The following is a 16,513-nucleotide window of genomic DNA, read 5'->3' as shown; positions in this document are numbered from 1 at the left end:
ACCCTATTTTGCGAACAAAGCCCAGACCAGACCCAGACTATTCCCGAACAAGGTAGGAGCATGGAGGCTGCTAGGTGGCCGGTAACTATCGTGAAGGGGTTACGACTTTTGTCGTCCTGATACTCCTCGCACCAGCCTGTCCAAACCCTCTTCAAGCAGGGGGCGCGGACAGGCTATATTGATCCGAAGGAATCCTTCTCCGCCCATGCCATACATGCTGCCCGCGTTGATCCACAATTTCTCCTGTTCGAGAAGTGCGGCCGAAAGTTCGGTAGTTGAGATCGGGAGTGAGCGGCAGTCGGCCCAAACCAAATACGTCGCCTCTAAGGGCAGCACACTAAGGCCCGGAAGTTTGGTTTTGAATACTTCCCGGAGATAGAGGTAGTTGTTATACAAATAGACCTTTAGCGCTTCAAGCCAGGGCTCGCCTTCGTTGTATGCAGCTTGCAGCCCCTCAACCGCGAAAGGGCTGAACATATTGGTGTCCTGCATGCGAAAGGTAGCCTCAATCTTTTCCCGGTATCCGGTGTGTGCAGTAAACAGGTATCCAACCTGTAGTCCCGCCAAGTTGAAACTCTTGCTCGGAGATGAAAGCGTAATCACGGCTTCCGGACCGGCAACAGCGGCAGTGGGAATATGCCGGAACCCTGTATGTACCAGGTCTGAATGAATTTCGTCTGAAACGATGATCAGGCCATGTTTTCTGCAAATATCAGTCAGTTTTGATAGTTCTTCCCGGTTCCATACCCGGCCGGTAGGGTTATGCGGATTGCAGATGATCATGATCTTCGTCGACTCCTGCTGCGCTTTCTCTTCCACGTCATCAAAATCAATCGTATAACGGCCATCGCTGTATATCAGTTCGGATTCGATGACCTGGCAGCTACCACTGCCGATTGATTCGTAAAAGTGATTATAAGCCGGGGAGAGCAGTAATACCTGGTCGCCCGGCGCGGTCAGGGAACGGATTAAGGCCGACAAGGCCGGAATGATACCCGTGGTGGGTATGATCCATTCTTTTTGAATAGAGAACCCGTGCCGCTTATGCCACCAGTTTACAATAGCTTCGAAAAACGTATCAGGAAGCAGGGTGTAACCGAAAATGCCATGCGCTACCCGCTTAGCCAGCGCCTCAACTATGGGTGGGGCAGTCTTAAAGTCCATGTCGGCCACCCACATCGGGAGTATAGTCTCTTCCGCACTCGCGTCCCATTTTACGGCACTGGTACCTTTGCGGTCAATCAGTTCATCGAAATCATATGTCATGCCCGAAGTTAAGAAAAACGGGGCAATACCTGCCGACCAAAGTCGCTGATAAACGCCTCTTGCTCCCGGTTCACATTATGCAGAGCGATCCGTTCAAATCCCAGCGATAAATCCTGCTTAATCCATTCGGCATGCTCTTCCAGGCTGGCCGAAACGCGCACCATGCGCTGCAGGTCTTCCCGCTTCACAAACTCCGCCGCTGCGTCGAAATGCTCGGGCGTGGGCATATCGCCCAGCACAGTGCCCTGAAAAATGTTAGTACGCCACTGCTCATACGCACCTTCAAATGCCTGTTCTTCCGAGCTGGCATAAGATAGCTGCACCTTCAAATGCACGGGTTTATCCGCGCCTCCATTGCTGCGGAATGCATCCACCACCTTCTTCAGTTCCTCGTAAGGCTGATGCACTGTAATCAGACCATCTGTCCAAGTGCCTGCCCATGCTGCGGTTTCTTTGCTGACTGCCGCGCAGAATAACCTGGGTTTTTGCTCGGGAAGTGTATACAACCGCGCTGTTTCCACAGTTACAAGCCCCTTGTGGCTTACGGTTTCGCCGTTTAAAAGCCTTCTGATGATTTCCGCACACTCCAGCAAGCGTTCATTGCGCGTTTGTTTGGCGGGCCATTTCTCGCCGGTAATGTTTTCATTCAATGCTTCGCCGCTACCCAGATTGATATCAAACCTTCCAGGAAACATTTCAGCCAGGGTGGCTATTGCCTGTGCAACAACGGCCGGGTGATAGCGCTGGCCGGGGGCGCATACCACGCTGTATGGAAGACTGGTGGCATGCATGGCCGCACCCAGCCAGGCAAAAGAAAAACCGCTTTGTCCCTGCCTGTGGCTCCATGGATGAAAATGATCTGAGGAAGCAATGGCGTCAAAGCCAACGCGTTCCGCCATCGCGGCATATCTTAGCAATTCGCTAGGCCTGAATTGTTCATGCGAAGCGTGATAAGCAAATGTTGTCATATTGATGCGTTAAATCTATCCGTTGTCTACAAAACCAGGGTAAAGCGTCATGCCTCCGTCTACATAAATGGTTGTCCCCACTACATAATCACTCTCATCCGAACCCAGCCACACGGCCGCTTTGCCGATATCTTCCGCTTCGCCTATGCGTTGGTAGGGAATCAGTTTAAGTAGTTTTTTGCGCTGTACCTCGTCCGACCACACCTCCTCATTAATGTCGGTAGCTATGGCACCAGGCGATATGGCGTTTACCCTGATCTTTTTGGGCGCAACCTCCAGCGCGAGCGATTTCATGAGCATAAGCACGCCGCCCTTTGAGGAGGCATAGTTCACATGGCCTGCCCATGGAATAATATCGTGCACGGAGCTGATAAAAATAATGTTGCCCTTACATGAGCCGGTATCTTCTTTAGATTCGAAATGCCTGATCGCCTCCCTGGCGCATAAAAATTGGCCCGTAAGGTTGGTGCCAATCACGCCATTCCATTCTTCGAGCGACATCTCGGCAAACGAATTGTCCATCTGTATGCCCGCGTTGTTGATCAGGATATCGAAGCCGCCGAATTTTGCTATAGCCGCCTCAAACATGGTGGCGACTTCTGCTTCGCTGCTCACATCGGCCTGGTGAATAAAACCTTCGCCGCCGGCCTTTTCAATTTCGTGTAAAGTTTGCTGCGCGCCCTCTTCGTCGCTATGGTAATTGATGACAACCCGCGCGCCCTGCTGCCCATAGGCAATGGCAATACCCTGGCCGATTCCCGAACTTGCGCCGGTCACGATAATCGTTTTTTTCATATCTGATACCTGTTGTTTCCACTAACAACATCGTCAGGCCCAGATCGTTTTCAATAAATGATATGATTTTCGATATCGGCCGAACACCTGCTGGTACACCCGGTGGCGAACATCATTGGGTTCTATTACCCTGTCGGCTTTCCGTTCACCGAGCCGGACAAAAGCCTCGGGCCAGACTTTCCTGATCGCCAGGTAGGCAGTGCCTACGGCCGATGCGTCTTCCACCTGCATTAACAGCAGCCGTTTTCCGGTTACATCAGCAAGCAACTGCATCCAGACGTCAGAGTTGGTGAAGCCGCCACTTACATGGAGCGCTTCAATCGCGCCCGATCGTTCCTCAATGGTTTTCAGTACGTCGTTGAGCGCCAGGCAAACACCTTCAAGGCCAGCCCGAAAAAAATGCGCCTGCGTATGCAGCGAGCGAATATTGAGAAAGGCACCGCTTGCACTCGCCTCCCATATCGGTGCCCGTTCTCCGTGCAGGTAAGGCAAAAACAATAAACCTTCGCTGCCTGGCTCTACGTGGTCAATGGCGTCAAACAGGTCTTTGTAAGCGGCGTCGCCCACCTGCTCCACATTCAGGAATTTTTTCAGCAGCCAGTCTACCGTATTGCCGCCGTTATTTACTGCACCGCCACTCACATAGGTCTGCTCGTCCAGTCGGTAGTTAAAGATCATGGTTTCATCATCGCTGATCGGCGCCCGGCCGGTTACCCGTACCGCGCCGCTGGTGCCTATAGTCAGCGCCGCTTTTCCACGGCCATGTACATAAGTACCAAGATTGGCAGAACAGCCATCGCTTGCGCCAATCATCACAGGAACGGGCTGGTCCAGGCCCAGCCTGGAGAGCAGCGTCGCATCGCTCAGATCCCTCACGAAGTCCGTATTTTTAAGATCAGGCAGCTGCGTCGCTTGAATTTCCGTAAGTCTTAGCGCTTCTTCGTTCCAGCATAAGCTTGCCAGATCAAACAGGCCCGACGCCGAGGCGACGGAGTAATCGGCTTCAAAATGGCCGAACAACTTAAACCAGATATAATCTTTTATAGAAAGAAATCTGGCTGCGGCACCGAAGAGTTCCGGTTTTTCGCGTCGCAGCCAGATCAGTTTGCATAAAGGTGACATCGGGTGGATGGGCGTGCCGGTGTTCCGGTACAAGCGTTTCCCGGTTTCCGTACCCTGCAGTTCTTCCGCAACTGCGGCGCTCCGCACATCAGCCCATGTCATCAAAGGCATTAGGGGCGTTCCCTCAGGATCTGCCAAGATCAAGCTGTGCATGGCACTACTCAGGCTGATCATTTGCGGCGGCCTGCCTACCAGTTCAATCGCTTCTTTTACCGATTGCAGGAAGGCCAGCCAGATATCCTCCGGTTCCTGTTCGCTGGCTCCGGGTTCGGGGTGAGAACGTACGTAAAGGCGACTTGCGGCCCCAAGTATGGCGCCCTCCCGGTCCACCGCTACGGCCTTGGTACTTCCGGTTCCTATATCAACACCTAAAACGTATTCCTCCATCGGGTTTCATGATTTCCTAGCAAGTTAACCCGATTACGGCAAATCTGTTTCGTTTAAGAGGATTTTTCTGCAGCGAGTTCCATCATCGCCTCCAGTTCATTGATCAGTTCCGAGTCGGTCGTAAATCCCACAGAAAGGAAACGGAGTTTACCCTTTTTATCGATAATGGCTTTGGTAGGTATGCCCTTAACCTTGTAGGCAGCCAAGGCCTCATAAGCCCCAGCCTTGCCGGCGATCGGTTTGTCCATCAATACATGAAAGCTATACTTGTTCTTGTCCACAAACGATTTCACGCGTTCCAATGCACCCGCTTCTTTTTCCTGGGTAGCAATAAAAAGGAACACCACATCATCATGTTTCGATACCATTTTCTGCATAGCAGGGAAGGAGGCGATGCAAGGCACACACCATGTTGCCCAGAAATCCAGCACCACTACCTTTCCGCGGTAATCCGAAAGCGATACCGTTTTACCGGTAAGGTCTTTCAGTACAAACCCAGGTGCTATGGTGTCGAGCATTTTACTGGCCAGCGACGTTTTTAAAACCGATTGTACACCCTGCTGCAGTTGTTTCAGATACTCATCGAAGCCAGCTTCGCTACCCTGTTTCTTAACGTACAGTTCTTTCAATTGGGCATCCATCGCAGCGGTCGATTTGCCGGTGCTGATGAGGGTTTCTAACAGCTTGTACGCTTTATCGGGCTGACCGTTCAGTGCAAGCAGCCTGGCGTATCTTTCGGCCGAAGGCGCCATAGCCTCTTCAGGTGTGCTGTCAAAAGCTTTCTCCTGATTTGCCAAAGCTTCTTTGTATTTGCCATTGGCAAAAAGGGCAGCCGCATAGGTGTCGTAGTAGGGATACTTTGCAAAATCCATAAAGCGTTTCCAGTCAGCCTCACCCATCTCGGCAGGTCGGGCAGCCGGATCATCTTTGTAAGAGAAATAAAGGTCAAGTGTCTCTTTCGACAGCTGCTCCGCCATTTTTGGATCGCCATCTTCCCGCAGAAGCGTACTCGCCGCCATGTTTAAATAGGAGGTTTGGTTGAATTTGTTGCGTAACTGACCGATGTATTTCCGGAACTCCGGATATTGCTTTTTGCCCAGGTAAGCCATTGCCGCAGTGCCTTTCAGCATGTCCATCGTTTCTGCGTCCTTTACATTATCAAGCTTGTTGTCTGCAATAATCTTATTCATCATGGCAACAACCTTTTCAGGGTCTTTTTCTTTGGCCATAACTTTCACCTGCTCCATCAGGCTGTTTTGTTCCTGAGCCCTCAGGGATGAACAAAGGGCACTCATAAAAATGAGGAATACTATGCTGATCTTTTTCATATCGGTATTCTGTTTAAATGTCTAATCTTATTCTTGTTAAGGATTGTCGGGCATGCCCGGATTGGTCTGAAGTATTCGTTTTGGTATCTTTAATACAAGTCGCTCCTTTTTGAGCGTATAAACATCTGTCGAGCCGTCGGCCCCACGTAACGTATGCGTGTAAACCGGCATGGTAAATAGGGGGTCTACAGACAGGCGCCTCATGTCGAACCATCGGAATCCCAGTCCCGCAAATTCGCGTAGGCGTTCCTCGAAAACGAAGTCCAGCAAGCGCTTCTGATCTGCGCTCACTGCGCCCGGAACTGCAGCTTCAGCCTGAGGAAGCCTCTTGCTGCGCAACTGCTCCAGCGCGGTTACAGCGCCCTGACGGTCGTTGGCCCTGGCTTTGCATTCGGCCAGCAGCAGATACACTTCAGGCAGGTTTACACCAAAAGGGACAATGGTTGGCGCGGTTCTGCGCTGGGCGCCTGCCTGGAATGGATCGCCAACAGGAAAGGGTGTAGGTGAATACAACAAGAGGCGAAAGTCGGCCGGATTGTAAAGCGCCATAGTCTGACTGTTTACCTGCAAGGTATTCATTAAGGCATGAAAGTTGGAGAACTGGCGCAGATAGGCCACCTCCCGGTTGTCGGGTGTTAATGGATAGTTCGGCCCAAAAAAGTCGACCGGCATAAACTCCCCGTTTGGCGCAAAGGTCTGGTTATAATCGTATAAACCCAGTGGAGTTTGTGCTGTAGTAAATCCCTGCAAAGCAGATTCAAGCAGCGGAAGTGCATCGTTAAAGCGACGCATAAACACGTGTACTTTGCCCAATAAAGCCTGGGCAGCAGGCCTGCTCATACGTAGCCGGTGAAACACCTGGGCAGGGAGGTCGGGCAAGGCGCGTTCCAGGTCGGCGACAATAAAATCATACACTTCCTGCACCGAAGCGCGGGTAAAGCGGTTGACGGTGATGTCTGCCGTGGTAATGATCGGGAAGCCGGGGTCGGCCGCTGCGGTCGACTGCTCATAAGCCTTGCCGTAGTAGTTGATCAGCAGGAAATACGTCCATGCCCGTCCCGCAAGGGCTTCAGCCAGTATCGCCTTTTTCTGCTGCAAAGTGCCATCGCTGGCCTCCATCACTTCGTTGATGATCTTGTTGTATGTGTAAATGGCAGACAGCGGTCCCGAGGTTTCCGCAGCGTTCTCGTCGGGCTGATAAATATCGGCGCTCCACGTAAACAGACGCTGTTCGCGAAGGGTCAGACCGCTGTAATAGGGTTCTTCCATAGTCACCTCGTCGCCCAGAAGGATCTGTGCGTCGGCCCCTACGTTCTGAAGATCAGGGTTGTTTAGCAACAACTCATAGTCTTTAATATTTACGGCAATTACCTTGCCTTTTGGCAAAACTTCCAGAAAGCTTTTTTTACAGGATATGCCCGAGAAGAGCACTGCAAGCATCAGGAGAGGGTAAGTAATATATCTTTTCATAATTCTTTAATCATTTGGTAACCATCAATATTAGAACCGAACACTCAGGCCGGCGGTAAGGCTACCCTGGTCGGTACGCATATACCTGATCCCGCCAGCGTATTCGCCGGCCAGGCTGCCGCCTGGCGCATCATGAAACTCCGGATCTATGCCGTCTTTGTTTGCCTTCCACAGCATCACGTTCGAAAGCTGAAGCCGTAACCTCACGCCGCTCAATCCTGCCTTGGATACCAGAGTCTGCGGAAGGTTATACGCCAGCGACACATCGCGCAGTTTTACGAAAGCCGCGTCAACCACATTTACATCGCCCTGGGTGTAGTAGCGGGTGTCACGGCGACTGCTATTCAGGCTGTTCACGGCTATCCAGGAGGGTACATTGGTATGCTGTTCATCACCCGGCTGTTTCCATCGGTCGGCAAACTCCGCATGTACATTTCCGCTGCGGAACCTCAGGTCGCCGTTTTGCATGGCATTATTAGCCGTCATATTAATCAGTCCGTTGCCCGAGTAAAAACTGTTCACATCCCTGCGCATCACATTACCGAAATTGTACACCATGTTGGCCGCCAGTTCCAGGTTGCCGAAGGTGAATATATTGCTAAGTCCGCCGTTCCATACAGGCTGAAAAGTACCCATGTACAGCACGTCCTCCGGCTTTGCGACATTCCTTTCTTTCGTTACCTCGCCCGACTGCAGCCTGATCTGCGGATCGCCCAGGTTGTCCAGTCCGTCGAAGTCGTAAGCAAACACCGCAAATGCCGAGTGACCGGCTAGATAAATCGTACTTGCTTTTTGCGTGCCCGTAGAAATCAGTACCGGTTGGTTGAGCCTCGTAATTTCATTGTGGTTGTAGGCCAGTGCAAGCTGACTTACCCAGCGGAACCTGTCTGACGAGATATTGACCGAACGGCCCGACACCTCAACGCCAGTATTTTGCATGTCGCCGAAATTACCGATCACCGTATTATAACCCGAGAGCGGATTCACCTCCATCTGTCCGATCAGATTATCCGTTCTCTTGCTGTAAAAGTCGACAGAACCACTTAGCCTGTTGCCTTGCAGAATCCCGAAATCAACCCCGGCATTAAACGTGCGCGAGCTCTCCCAGCTTAGGGCAGCGTTGGCTGGTGTGGTTATCGACAGACCCGTGTTACCGGGAAGGGCAGAGCCCGACCTCGCATTCAGGATGTCATAAGAAGCTGCGGTTCCCGGTACGGGCGAGTTGCCCGTAAGTCCATAGGATACGCGGAGCGACAAATTATTAAAGATGCTCTCCGACATAAAAGCCTCCTCACGCAGGTCCCAGCGCCCGCCGATGCTCCAAACAGGCTTGTTTTGTGAGGAACGGTCCTTTCCAAAAAGGTTCGACTGATCCAGACGCAGACTGCTGTTCAGCGTATAACGGTTCAGGTAAGTATAGTTCATGGTGCCGTAATACGACAAAAAGCGCACCCGCGACTCTGTTTCTGTGAACGGTCGCCACGCCCCCAATACACTCCGCGTTCCCGAGTTTGGCATTACCGTGTTTGGCACACCGGTACCCGAAAGTCGCAGGTAATCTATAGCTGGATAGGTTTGAAGCAGTTCGTTGTAACCCCTGGTCAGTGTCTGATTATTCTCGAGCAGTTGTTCCTGCACTTCCTGGCCCGCCAGTAAAGAAAGCTGATGCTTGCGGTCGGCCCAATCGCGGTCGTACGCCAGCTGGTTTCGTATGGTCCAGTTGTTTTGCGAAATGTTCAAGAGTGCATACCTGCCACCGTCTACCGGCAAATGATAGGTTGGAAGTTGTCCGGGCGCAGCCGGGGCTACGGTAAACTGTGCCGCTTCCGAGCGGACCAGGTAGCTCCGGCTGTCGTCGTACGACCGGCTCTTGTCGGACGTCTTGAAATACCCGTATACACCAGAAAAGGAAAGTCCGTCAACAATGCGTGCATTCAGTCCCCCGGTTATCCTCGCGGCGAGCATATCGGCCGAAGTGTACCCGAAGTCCCGCTCATCAAGCGGGTTGTAGTTCAGGCTCAAGCCGCTTCTTTGCTCAAACAACTGCCGGTTCGCTTCTGACAGATGTTTCACATACGGAATGGAAATGGAGTTGCCCTGCGCATCGCGAAACAACTGATAAGGCAGAAAACGGTTGTCCACCTCAATGTTTCTCGGGCTGCTGCTCCGAACATTGGTCAGGTCCGTAATCAGGAATACGTCTATATATTTGTTCAGGTTGTAGTCCTGCTTAATATTGATCTTGTAGCCGTTGTTCTTTTCCTCCGGGCGATTGCTTTGTGTACCCGTATAGGCCAGCGACCCGTATATCCCATAAGACTTTCCACCGCCCTGAAGGGACACCGTATGGTTGGTGAGCATGGCGGGGCGGTACCAGATATCGCGAATCTGGCTCAGGTTATTGATCGCAGCCAGGCTATCCAGGCTGGCATTGGCTTGTGCCTCGCTTATCAATCCACGCTGCTGGTTATACAATATGACGTTATGTGGCGGTACACCTACCGAGGCCAGACCGGTATAGCCGCTGACGGTATTCCAGGGATATAAATCTGGTCTGAAAATATCCCGCGCAGCCTGAATAAATTCCGCGCTGCCGAGTACCGGATAATAGTCGAGGTCCGGCTTTCCCTGAAAATTAGCAAAGCCGTCGTACGATATGGCCAGCTTCTCGCCGCGGATACCCTTTCGGGTCGTAATTACGATCACCCCGTTTGCCGCCCTGGCGCCCCAGATGGAAGCTGCCGAGGCATCTTTCAATACCGTAATATCATCTACATCCTGAGGGTTGATCGAATTGATATTATCCAGCGGCACACCGTCGACCACCACCAGCGGCGATTTATTGCTGTTGATGGAGGTCAGTCCCCGAATCAGGATAGGGTTGCCTGATGCCGATGGCGCATTGTTTACCGTTAGTCCCGGCACCAGTCCATCCAGCCGCTGCAAAATATTCATTGACGTTGTTCTGTCTTTCAGTGTTTTCAGGTCAGGCTTGGCATAAGCACCAGCACCGCGACCAGCGGAGAAGGTCTGATAGCCGGTATTGATCACCACTTCTTTTAGCTGGGCCGACGACTCGTTCAGTACGAAGTCGACATACAGGCGGGTGGCAGCACTCACATAGGCTTCTTTCTCGTTGGTGCCATATCCCATGCAGGATACCTTAACGGTATAAAAACCCTGGCTCAGGTTCTCAAACAGATACTCACCCTTCTCATTGGTTATGCCTTTTTGTCCCGATGGCTCCAGCACCACATTTGCATTGGAAACGGGAGCGCCGTTGGTGTTCTTGACAGATCCGCTGATCGCCGCTGCGCCTTTGCCACTGGGGTCAGCAGGCGGACGAGCGGGCTGCGCTTTCAGGAAGATCGTCTTGTTGCTGATCTCGTACGACAGGTTCTGGTTGCGCAGAATCAGGTTCAGGAAGTCCGACAAGGGCATCTTGCGTGCCGCAACCGTTACCGGCTGCGTCGTTTTCAGCAGGTCTTTTGCGGCAAACACGTTATACCTGGTTTGCTCCTTAATAACCTGAAAGATGCTTACCAGTTGCACTTCTTTTCCTGTGTAGGTAATCAGCGGCTCCTTTGCTTGCCGCGCATTGGCGCCTAAATAAGTCACCACGAGCAGCATGCAGAGCCATATGCCTCTGGGCATCCTCAAGTTGGGTTTAGCAGGTTCTTTCATTGTTTATTGGTTTAGTTGGTTGGTTGCTTTAGTTTGCGGTTTATGGGAAAACGACCAGTCGCTTTCCTTTCTCGAGGCGGAAGTTCACGCCCGACATTTTTAGTCCTTTTAACACGGCCGAGAGCGGAAGCGAGCGTTCAATCTCGCCGATGAACTCCATTTTAGGGATCTGTTTTTCATAGATCACTTCTATATCATACCAGCGGGCTAAGTCACGCATGATTTCCTGCAGGTCTGCATCCTGGAAATTAAATAGGCCTTCTTTCCAGGCCATCACCTCTGCAATACCGGAAGGTCCGATGTCGGCTATAGCCATCTGCTTGCCCGTTACCTGCGCCTGTTGCCCCGGCTTCAGCATACCTTTACTGGCATTGCTGTGCAGTCGGACCGAACCTTCTAGCAAAGTCGTGCGCATTACCTTCTCGTCCTTATAAGCGCTGATATTGAAATGCGTACCCAGTACCTCTATGGTGTTCGATTCATTTATTTTTACTTTGAACGGCTTTCTTGGGTTATGCGCGACTTCGAAATAGGCTTCTCCCTTCATCTCTACCAGTCGCTCTTTTCCGGTAAATGCCACAGGGTAGGTGATGGAGCTGGCTGCATTGAGCAGCACAGTGGTACCGTCGGGCAAAGTAAGCTGATAGGTTCCGCCTCTTGGTGTTTCCAGCGTATTATACGCCGTAGCTTCAGGCGCGGTTCCCAGAGCTGCGTATATCACCTTTCCGTCTTTTTTAACGATCTGAATGCCTTGCTGGGCGGCCAGACTACCGTCTGCTGCGCTGTCGAGCATGATCTTTTTTCCGTCAGCCAGCGTAAGCATCGCTTTCGGACCTCCTGGCAAAACATCCTCAGCCAGTTGCGCAGTTTCCTTACTAACCTCAGAAAGACGGGGATCGATATTGCTAAACCAGAAATAAGTGCTAAGGCCGGCCAGCAATACAGCAGCAGCGGCATAACGCCACCACAATTTTCGGGTCGCAGGCGTCTTTAATCCTGCGGCCTTATCGGTTTCCAAAACCCTTTTCAAAGAAGCCTCCATGCGGTCGCGGTCCACAGCCGTTTCGTCCGACTTCTCCAGCATGTTCTGAAGAATGCTGTTCAGTTCCGGGTGATGCTTGTCGGCCGACAGCTCCAGCAATTGCAGCCTTTCCTGATCCGTAAGAGTATTGTTGAGATATTTCTCTATGAGTTGTTTAACAGGTGTACTTTCCATAATGTGATGATTGATCTACACACCATAGAAGGCCCCCTGATAGAAACGTACTACTGAATCCGAAAATTAATACACAAGCAGAATGATGAGCAGCGGTATCGTTTGTCCGTTAGCGACAAGAAACTTGCGGATATCCTGCAGCGCAGTTACCAGGGTATTCTTCACCGTGCTTACCGACAGGTCCAGCTGTGAGGCAATTTCTGCGGGTTTTAAGCCTTCTTCCCGGCTCATCTGATAAATGCGCCGGCGGCTTGGGGGCATCCTGGCTATGGCCTGTTCAACCAGTTCCCTGATCTGCCGCGCCTGGGTCAGGTCGGCCGGCGTTTCGCCGCTCAACACGGGCGGGGCCGACAAAAGCCTGTCGCTCGTCCTTTGTTTAAGCAGGTTCTTTCGCATAATCGCGATAGCCTCCCGCGTAGCAATAGTGTATAGCCAGCCCCGGAAATTCAGTATACCAGGCAGTTGGTCTCGCGACAGCCACACACGAATAAAGGTTTCCTGAATGGCTTCATCCACATCATCTCCGCGGGGGTCCATGCGCGAAATAAAGGTGAATAGTTTTGGGTAATAGGCACGGAACACGAGGCCAAAAGCAAGCTCATCTCCTTCAGCTATCCGCAAAAGCAAATCCTTCTCTTCATCTGGCAGGTAATGTCCCAACGAACCGGCTATATATTGTTCAACAAAAGGTCTGTCTCCATTTCAAATAACAATATACCATATGTTTCCGAATGTCGCATATGCGGATATCCGGCAATGTTAGCAAGGCGGTCATAAGCTGATAAACACTTTATCAGCATAGAAGGCTGGCAACCAGGAACGTACTATGCCGGTTGATTAAATGTCAGAATAATCTGTCGGATACAATAAGAACTGTGAGTTTTTAGACACATTGTTCTGGTACTCCGGCATAGCGGAAAGCTTTTTCCAGTATGCATCTTTACCAAAAGCATCCCAATGTTTGTCACGGTCGGCCCGGTTCTCAAATGTGGTCATGTACATCAGGTTAGGCATAGCACTGCCTGAAATCACTTCGCCATAAAAAACGGCGTTAAAGTTCAGACGCTTAAACAAACCAATCTCATCGCCCTCGTTAAACATCCTGATCTTATTCGCTGATATCTTCTCCGTATGTCCCTCATAACTTCTCAGCTCATAAACCCGGTCCTTTTTTGGTCCGCTTAACTTAGGGAGCGCATATCGGGGACTGCTTTTGAATGCATTCAGCAAAATGCTCTCTATACGTTCATATGGCTTATCATTATACGGAGCGTCCAGATACGCTTTTCCGTCTTGCTGGTACCGGCGATCTTTTCCAAGTTTAGCATCAATGCCAAGGAAATCTTTAGCTGATCTGAAAGGTATCAGCACATAGATCAGTCGCTCCGGCCCACTGGCAATAGGTTTAAATACACCAACATCGCTGACACCTGCACGATGCAGGGCCGGGAGATAGGCCTGCTCCAAGAATTGGTCGACACGCTCTTCCTGGTCAGCAGATTTCAAATGATAAATTTTTATCTGGTAGAAATCTCCCTTTGCAGCTAAGACCAATGCTGGCACGAACCCCAGCAGAATAATCGTGAAAAACCTTTTCATTATGCTTTTTTTACAAATTCAGATTTCAGCGCCATGGCACCAAAACCATCAATTTTACAATCGATATTATGGTCGCTGTCTACCAAACGAATGTTCCTCACCTTGGTGCCCGCCTTAATGCTTTGCGAAGTTCCCTTTACCGGAAGATTCTTGATCGTTACCACAGAATCACCGTTTTGCAGGATATTGCCATTGCTGTCTTTCACCACGAAACCTTCAACCGTAGTCTCTGTTTCTTCAGGATTCCACTCGTGTCCGCATTCCGGGCACACCAGCAGGTTATCCATTTCATACGTATATTCAGATTTACAGAGCGGGCATGGTTTAAGTTCGATCATAGCTTGGCTTTTCAGTAGGCAAAGTTAATAATAAGTATGAGCACCAGCAGGCTATTTTTTTCCAAACAAAGCGACCGGGAAAAGGTTACTGTAAGCAAAACCGGTTCATGTTTATTTTGCTAAGCTGTATTTTGGTGTTCCTTGGCTTCCGCCTGCTGGTTGCGGCCTATAACTATTATACCTTTCCCAGTCTGCAGCGCGCAGCATGTTCCAGCAATGCTGGCCTGGTGTCAATCCTGATACCGGCAAGAAATGAACAGGACAAGATCAAACGCTTGCTTGACTCCATTCTTTTGCAGCAGGGAATACAGTACGAAGTCATCGTGCTTGATGATCATTCTGCAGACGAAACTTACCAGATCGCCCATACTTTCGCTCAACAGCATCCGCAATTCCGCGTTCTTAGAGGAGCGCCGCTCCCCGGGGGCTGGACGGGAAAAAACTTTGCATGCTACCAGCTTGCCGAAGCTGCCAGGGGCCGCTATCTGCTCTTTCTCGATGCCGACGTGGTACTGCACCCATCGGCGATAAGCAGTGCAGTTTACCGCATGCAAAGCAAGAGACTCTCATTGCTCAGTCTATTCTCCGATCAGCAGATGCTTACCTGGGGCGAGCAGATGACCGTGCCGCTAATGAACTACCTGCTGCTTACCTTGCTGCCCATACGACTTATTCGCTCGCATGCCGATCCCATTTTTTCGGCTGCATGCGGACAGTTCATGTTATTCAATGCTGAAGACTATCAACAGCATCAGTTTCATCGGCAGGCCAAATCTATCGTTGCGGAAGACCTCGTGATCATGAAGATGCTAAAGCGTTATGGTAAGAAAGGAGAGGGGCTGATTGCGGGGGGACTCTTGCAGTGCAGAATGTACTCGGGCTATCAGGATGCGGTTGATGGTTTCAGCAAGAACTTCATTGCGCCCTTCAACAACAGTATACCCTTGTTCCTGCTTTTTCTGACGGCGGTAGTCGCCGGGCCGCTGCTTGTGCTGGCGAGCGGCAACCTTTATCTCATTTTGGCCCTCACGTTTATTATCGTCACCACACGATATTTCAGTTCGCGCCTGTCCGGTCAAAGCGTTGTCAATAATATCTTATTGCACCCCCTCCAAATGCTTAGCTTGGCCTGGATCGGCTTTCTCGCCGTCCAGCGTAAATTAACCGGATCTGTAAGCTGGAAAGGGCGACTGCTGGTTACCGCCGGCGCAAATGCCAAAATGTGATGGTTATTTTGTAACTTTAGACATACCAAATCCAGTGCCGTGAAACATGTAATAACTCTTCTGTTTTTATCGATCGCTTTTCTCACCCAGGCGCAAGAGAGTACACTGGGCAACAACGACTACGCGAGGCTCTCACCCGAGGAAGCGCAATTTCTTACCGAATATTTTTCAGAGCAGAAAGTAAAAGTCGACTTTAAAGGAAAGAAGGTCGCGTTTATCACCGGGCAGGGCGGAACGGTGATCTCTACAAAAAGCAGCTTCTTTAAGTATGCCCGAAAGTATAAAGCCGATGGCGGCACTTGGGCCCGGAAGCTTAAGTTCAGGGAATTCGAACAAACAGGTGGCTATAACATCATTGTGGCCTATGGAGGCGTAAAAAATATACTCCTGCCCAAGCTGCTTTTTGCCAAGCTAAGGCGTGAAGGCGGCGCACAAAAAGAGCCCGGCAATACCGGGCCCGTGATAAGTTACAATTAGCCTTTTTCTACAGACCGAAAACAAGGCCAGCGTTCAGACTGCTGCGGCTGTTCTGAATCTTATTTCCCTGATTGTCTTTGAAAACATCCGTTAAGCCAGCCTGGCCGTCTGTCTCCAGCAAAATCTTAACGCGGCTGCTGACTGGTATTTTTACGCCTATCCCCAGAGCTAGACCCGCATCAACCGATTGTGAAATTTCTTTCAAATCTGTACCCATTGCCGTTTCTTTTGAACTCAGCAGAAATCCGGCATAAGGACCGAAATTAAGATACCAGTTGCGCGTTTTTCCAAAGTGCCAGTTTGCCATAACAGGCACGGTCAGGTAATCGAACTGATAGTTCGTCGGGACGGCTTCACCGTTGTCGAACGAGATGTAACCGTTGTTCCATCCCTTCTGGTCGTAAGCCGCCTTGGCTTTAATACTCCAGCGGTCAGAAAAAAAGTAATCTCCTGAAACCGTTACGTTAACGCCTGTACGGTATTCAGTGTTCGTGTTGGAGCCACTCGTCACTGTCGCCAGGTTCAATCCGCTGTTGATACCAAGTTCGAAATCGCCTTTTTCCTGTGATGAGGCTGTCAGATAGGTTGCGCCACACAGTAGCATGGCAAATAATTTTTTCATTAATACATTAATTTA

General features: G+C 50.7%; 14 protein-coding genes. 2 read left to right on the top strand and 12 right to left on the bottom strand.

What is annotated here, in order from left to right; all coding sequences use genetic code 11:
* Nucleotides 1-99 precede the first annotated feature (99 nt).
* The 11 genes from QEP07_RS07650 to QEP07_RS07600 all read right to left on the bottom strand — a co-directional run bounded on the left by QEP07_RS07650 (nt 100) and on the right by QEP07_RS07600 (nt 14,173).
* Nucleotides 100-1,266 carry a MalY/PatB family protein gene (locus QEP07_RS07650; protein WP_285009314.1) on the bottom strand — a complete coding sequence of 389 codons (1,167 nt, stop codon included), beginning with the start codon at nt 1,264-1,266 and terminating at the stop codon, nt 100-102.
* 8 nt (nt 1,267-1,274) lie between these two features.
* Complete coding sequence (locus QEP07_RS07645; protein WP_285009313.1) at nt 1,275-2,234, bottom strand: TIGR03885 family FMN-dependent LLM class oxidoreductase; 960 nt, start codon at nt 2,232-2,234, stop codon at nt 1,275-1,277.
* Nucleotides 2,235-2,249: 15 nt separating this feature from the next.
* Nucleotides 2,250-3,029, bottom strand: a complete 780-nt coding sequence (locus tag QEP07_RS07640; RefSeq protein ID WP_285009312.1) for an SDR family oxidoreductase — start codon at nt 3,027-3,029, stop codon at nt 2,250-2,252.
* Between the two features lie 33 nt (nt 3,030-3,062).
* Nucleotides 3,063-4,538: a gluconokinase gene (locus tag QEP07_RS07635; RefSeq protein ID WP_285009311.1), complete on the bottom strand. Its 1,476-nt coding sequence runs from the start codon at nt 4,536-4,538 to the stop codon at nt 3,063-3,065.
* A 53-nt stretch (nt 4,539-4,591) separates the two neighbouring features.
* The gene (locus tag QEP07_RS07630; protein ID WP_285009310.1) at nt 4,592-5,866 is read right to left on the bottom strand and encodes a redoxin domain-containing protein; all 1,275 of its coding nucleotides are present in this window, start codon (nt 5,864-5,866) and stop codon (nt 4,592-4,594) included.
* Between the two features lie 36 nt (nt 5,867-5,902).
* Nucleotides 5,903-7,336 carry a RagB/SusD family nutrient uptake outer membrane protein gene (locus QEP07_RS07625; protein WP_285009309.1) on the bottom strand — a complete coding sequence of 478 codons (1,434 nt, stop codon included), beginning with the start codon at nt 7,334-7,336 and terminating at the stop codon, nt 5,903-5,905.
* 30 nt (nt 7,337-7,366) lie between these two features.
* Entirely contained in the window at nt 7,367-11,020 is a 3,654-nt protein-coding gene (locus tag QEP07_RS07620) for a SusC/RagA family TonB-linked outer membrane protein (RefSeq protein WP_285009308.1), read from the bottom strand.
* Nucleotides 11,021-11,060: 40 nt separating this feature from the next.
* Nucleotides 11,061-12,236, bottom strand: coding sequence for a FecR family protein (locus QEP07_RS07615; RefSeq protein ID WP_285009307.1), 1,176 nt, complete (start codon nt 12,234-12,236; stop codon nt 11,061-11,063).
* Between the two features lie 66 nt (nt 12,237-12,302).
* Nucleotides 12,303-12,896: an RNA polymerase sigma factor gene (locus QEP07_RS07610; RefSeq protein ID WP_285009306.1), complete on the bottom strand. Its 594-nt coding sequence runs from the start codon at nt 12,894-12,896 to the stop codon at nt 12,303-12,305.
* 177 nt (nt 12,897-13,073) lie between these two features.
* The gene (locus tag QEP07_RS07605; RefSeq protein ID WP_285009305.1) at nt 13,074-13,835 is read right to left on the bottom strand and encodes an NIPSNAP family protein; all 762 of its coding nucleotides are present in this window, start codon (nt 13,833-13,835) and stop codon (nt 13,074-13,076) included.
* A complete protein-coding gene (locus QEP07_RS07600; RefSeq protein WP_285009304.1) occupies nt 13,835-14,173 on the bottom strand; it encodes a zinc ribbon domain-containing protein YjdM in 339 nt (112 codons plus the stop codon). The genes QEP07_RS07605 and QEP07_RS07600 overlap by 1 nt, the downstream gene beginning before the upstream one ends.
* A gap of 107 nt (nt 14,174-14,280) precedes the next feature.
* On the opposite strand from QEP07_RS07600, the gene QEP07_RS07595 reads away from it, so the two are divergent.
* A complete protein-coding gene (locus tag QEP07_RS07595) occupies nt 14,281-15,399 on the top strand; it encodes a glycosyltransferase family 2 protein (protein WP_285009303.1) in 1,119 nt (372 codons plus the stop codon).
* 39 nt (nt 15,400-15,438) lie between these two features.
* Nucleotides 15,439-15,876 carry a DUF8192 domain-containing protein gene (locus QEP07_RS07590; protein ID WP_256003967.1) on the top strand — a complete coding sequence of 146 codons (438 nt, stop codon included), beginning with the start codon at nt 15,439-15,441 and terminating at the stop codon, nt 15,874-15,876.
* A gap of 7 nt (nt 15,877-15,883) precedes the next feature.
* Here the strand turns inward: QEP07_RS07590 and QEP07_RS07585 are convergent, their stop codons facing one another.
* Entirely contained in the window at nt 15,884-16,498 is a 615-nt protein-coding gene (locus tag QEP07_RS07585) for a porin family protein (RefSeq protein ID WP_285009302.1), read from the bottom strand.
* Nucleotides 16,499-16,513 lie beyond the last annotated feature (15 nt).

It is taken from the genome of Pedobacter faecalis, from assembly GCF_030182585.1.
In the GTDB taxonomy this organism is placed as follows: Bacteria; Bacteroidota; Bacteroidia; order Sphingobacteriales; family Sphingobacteriaceae; genus Pedobacter; species Pedobacter faecalis.
The sequence above is the reverse complement of the archived record's forward strand: the minus strand, read 5'-3'. Positions and strand labels throughout refer to the sequence as shown.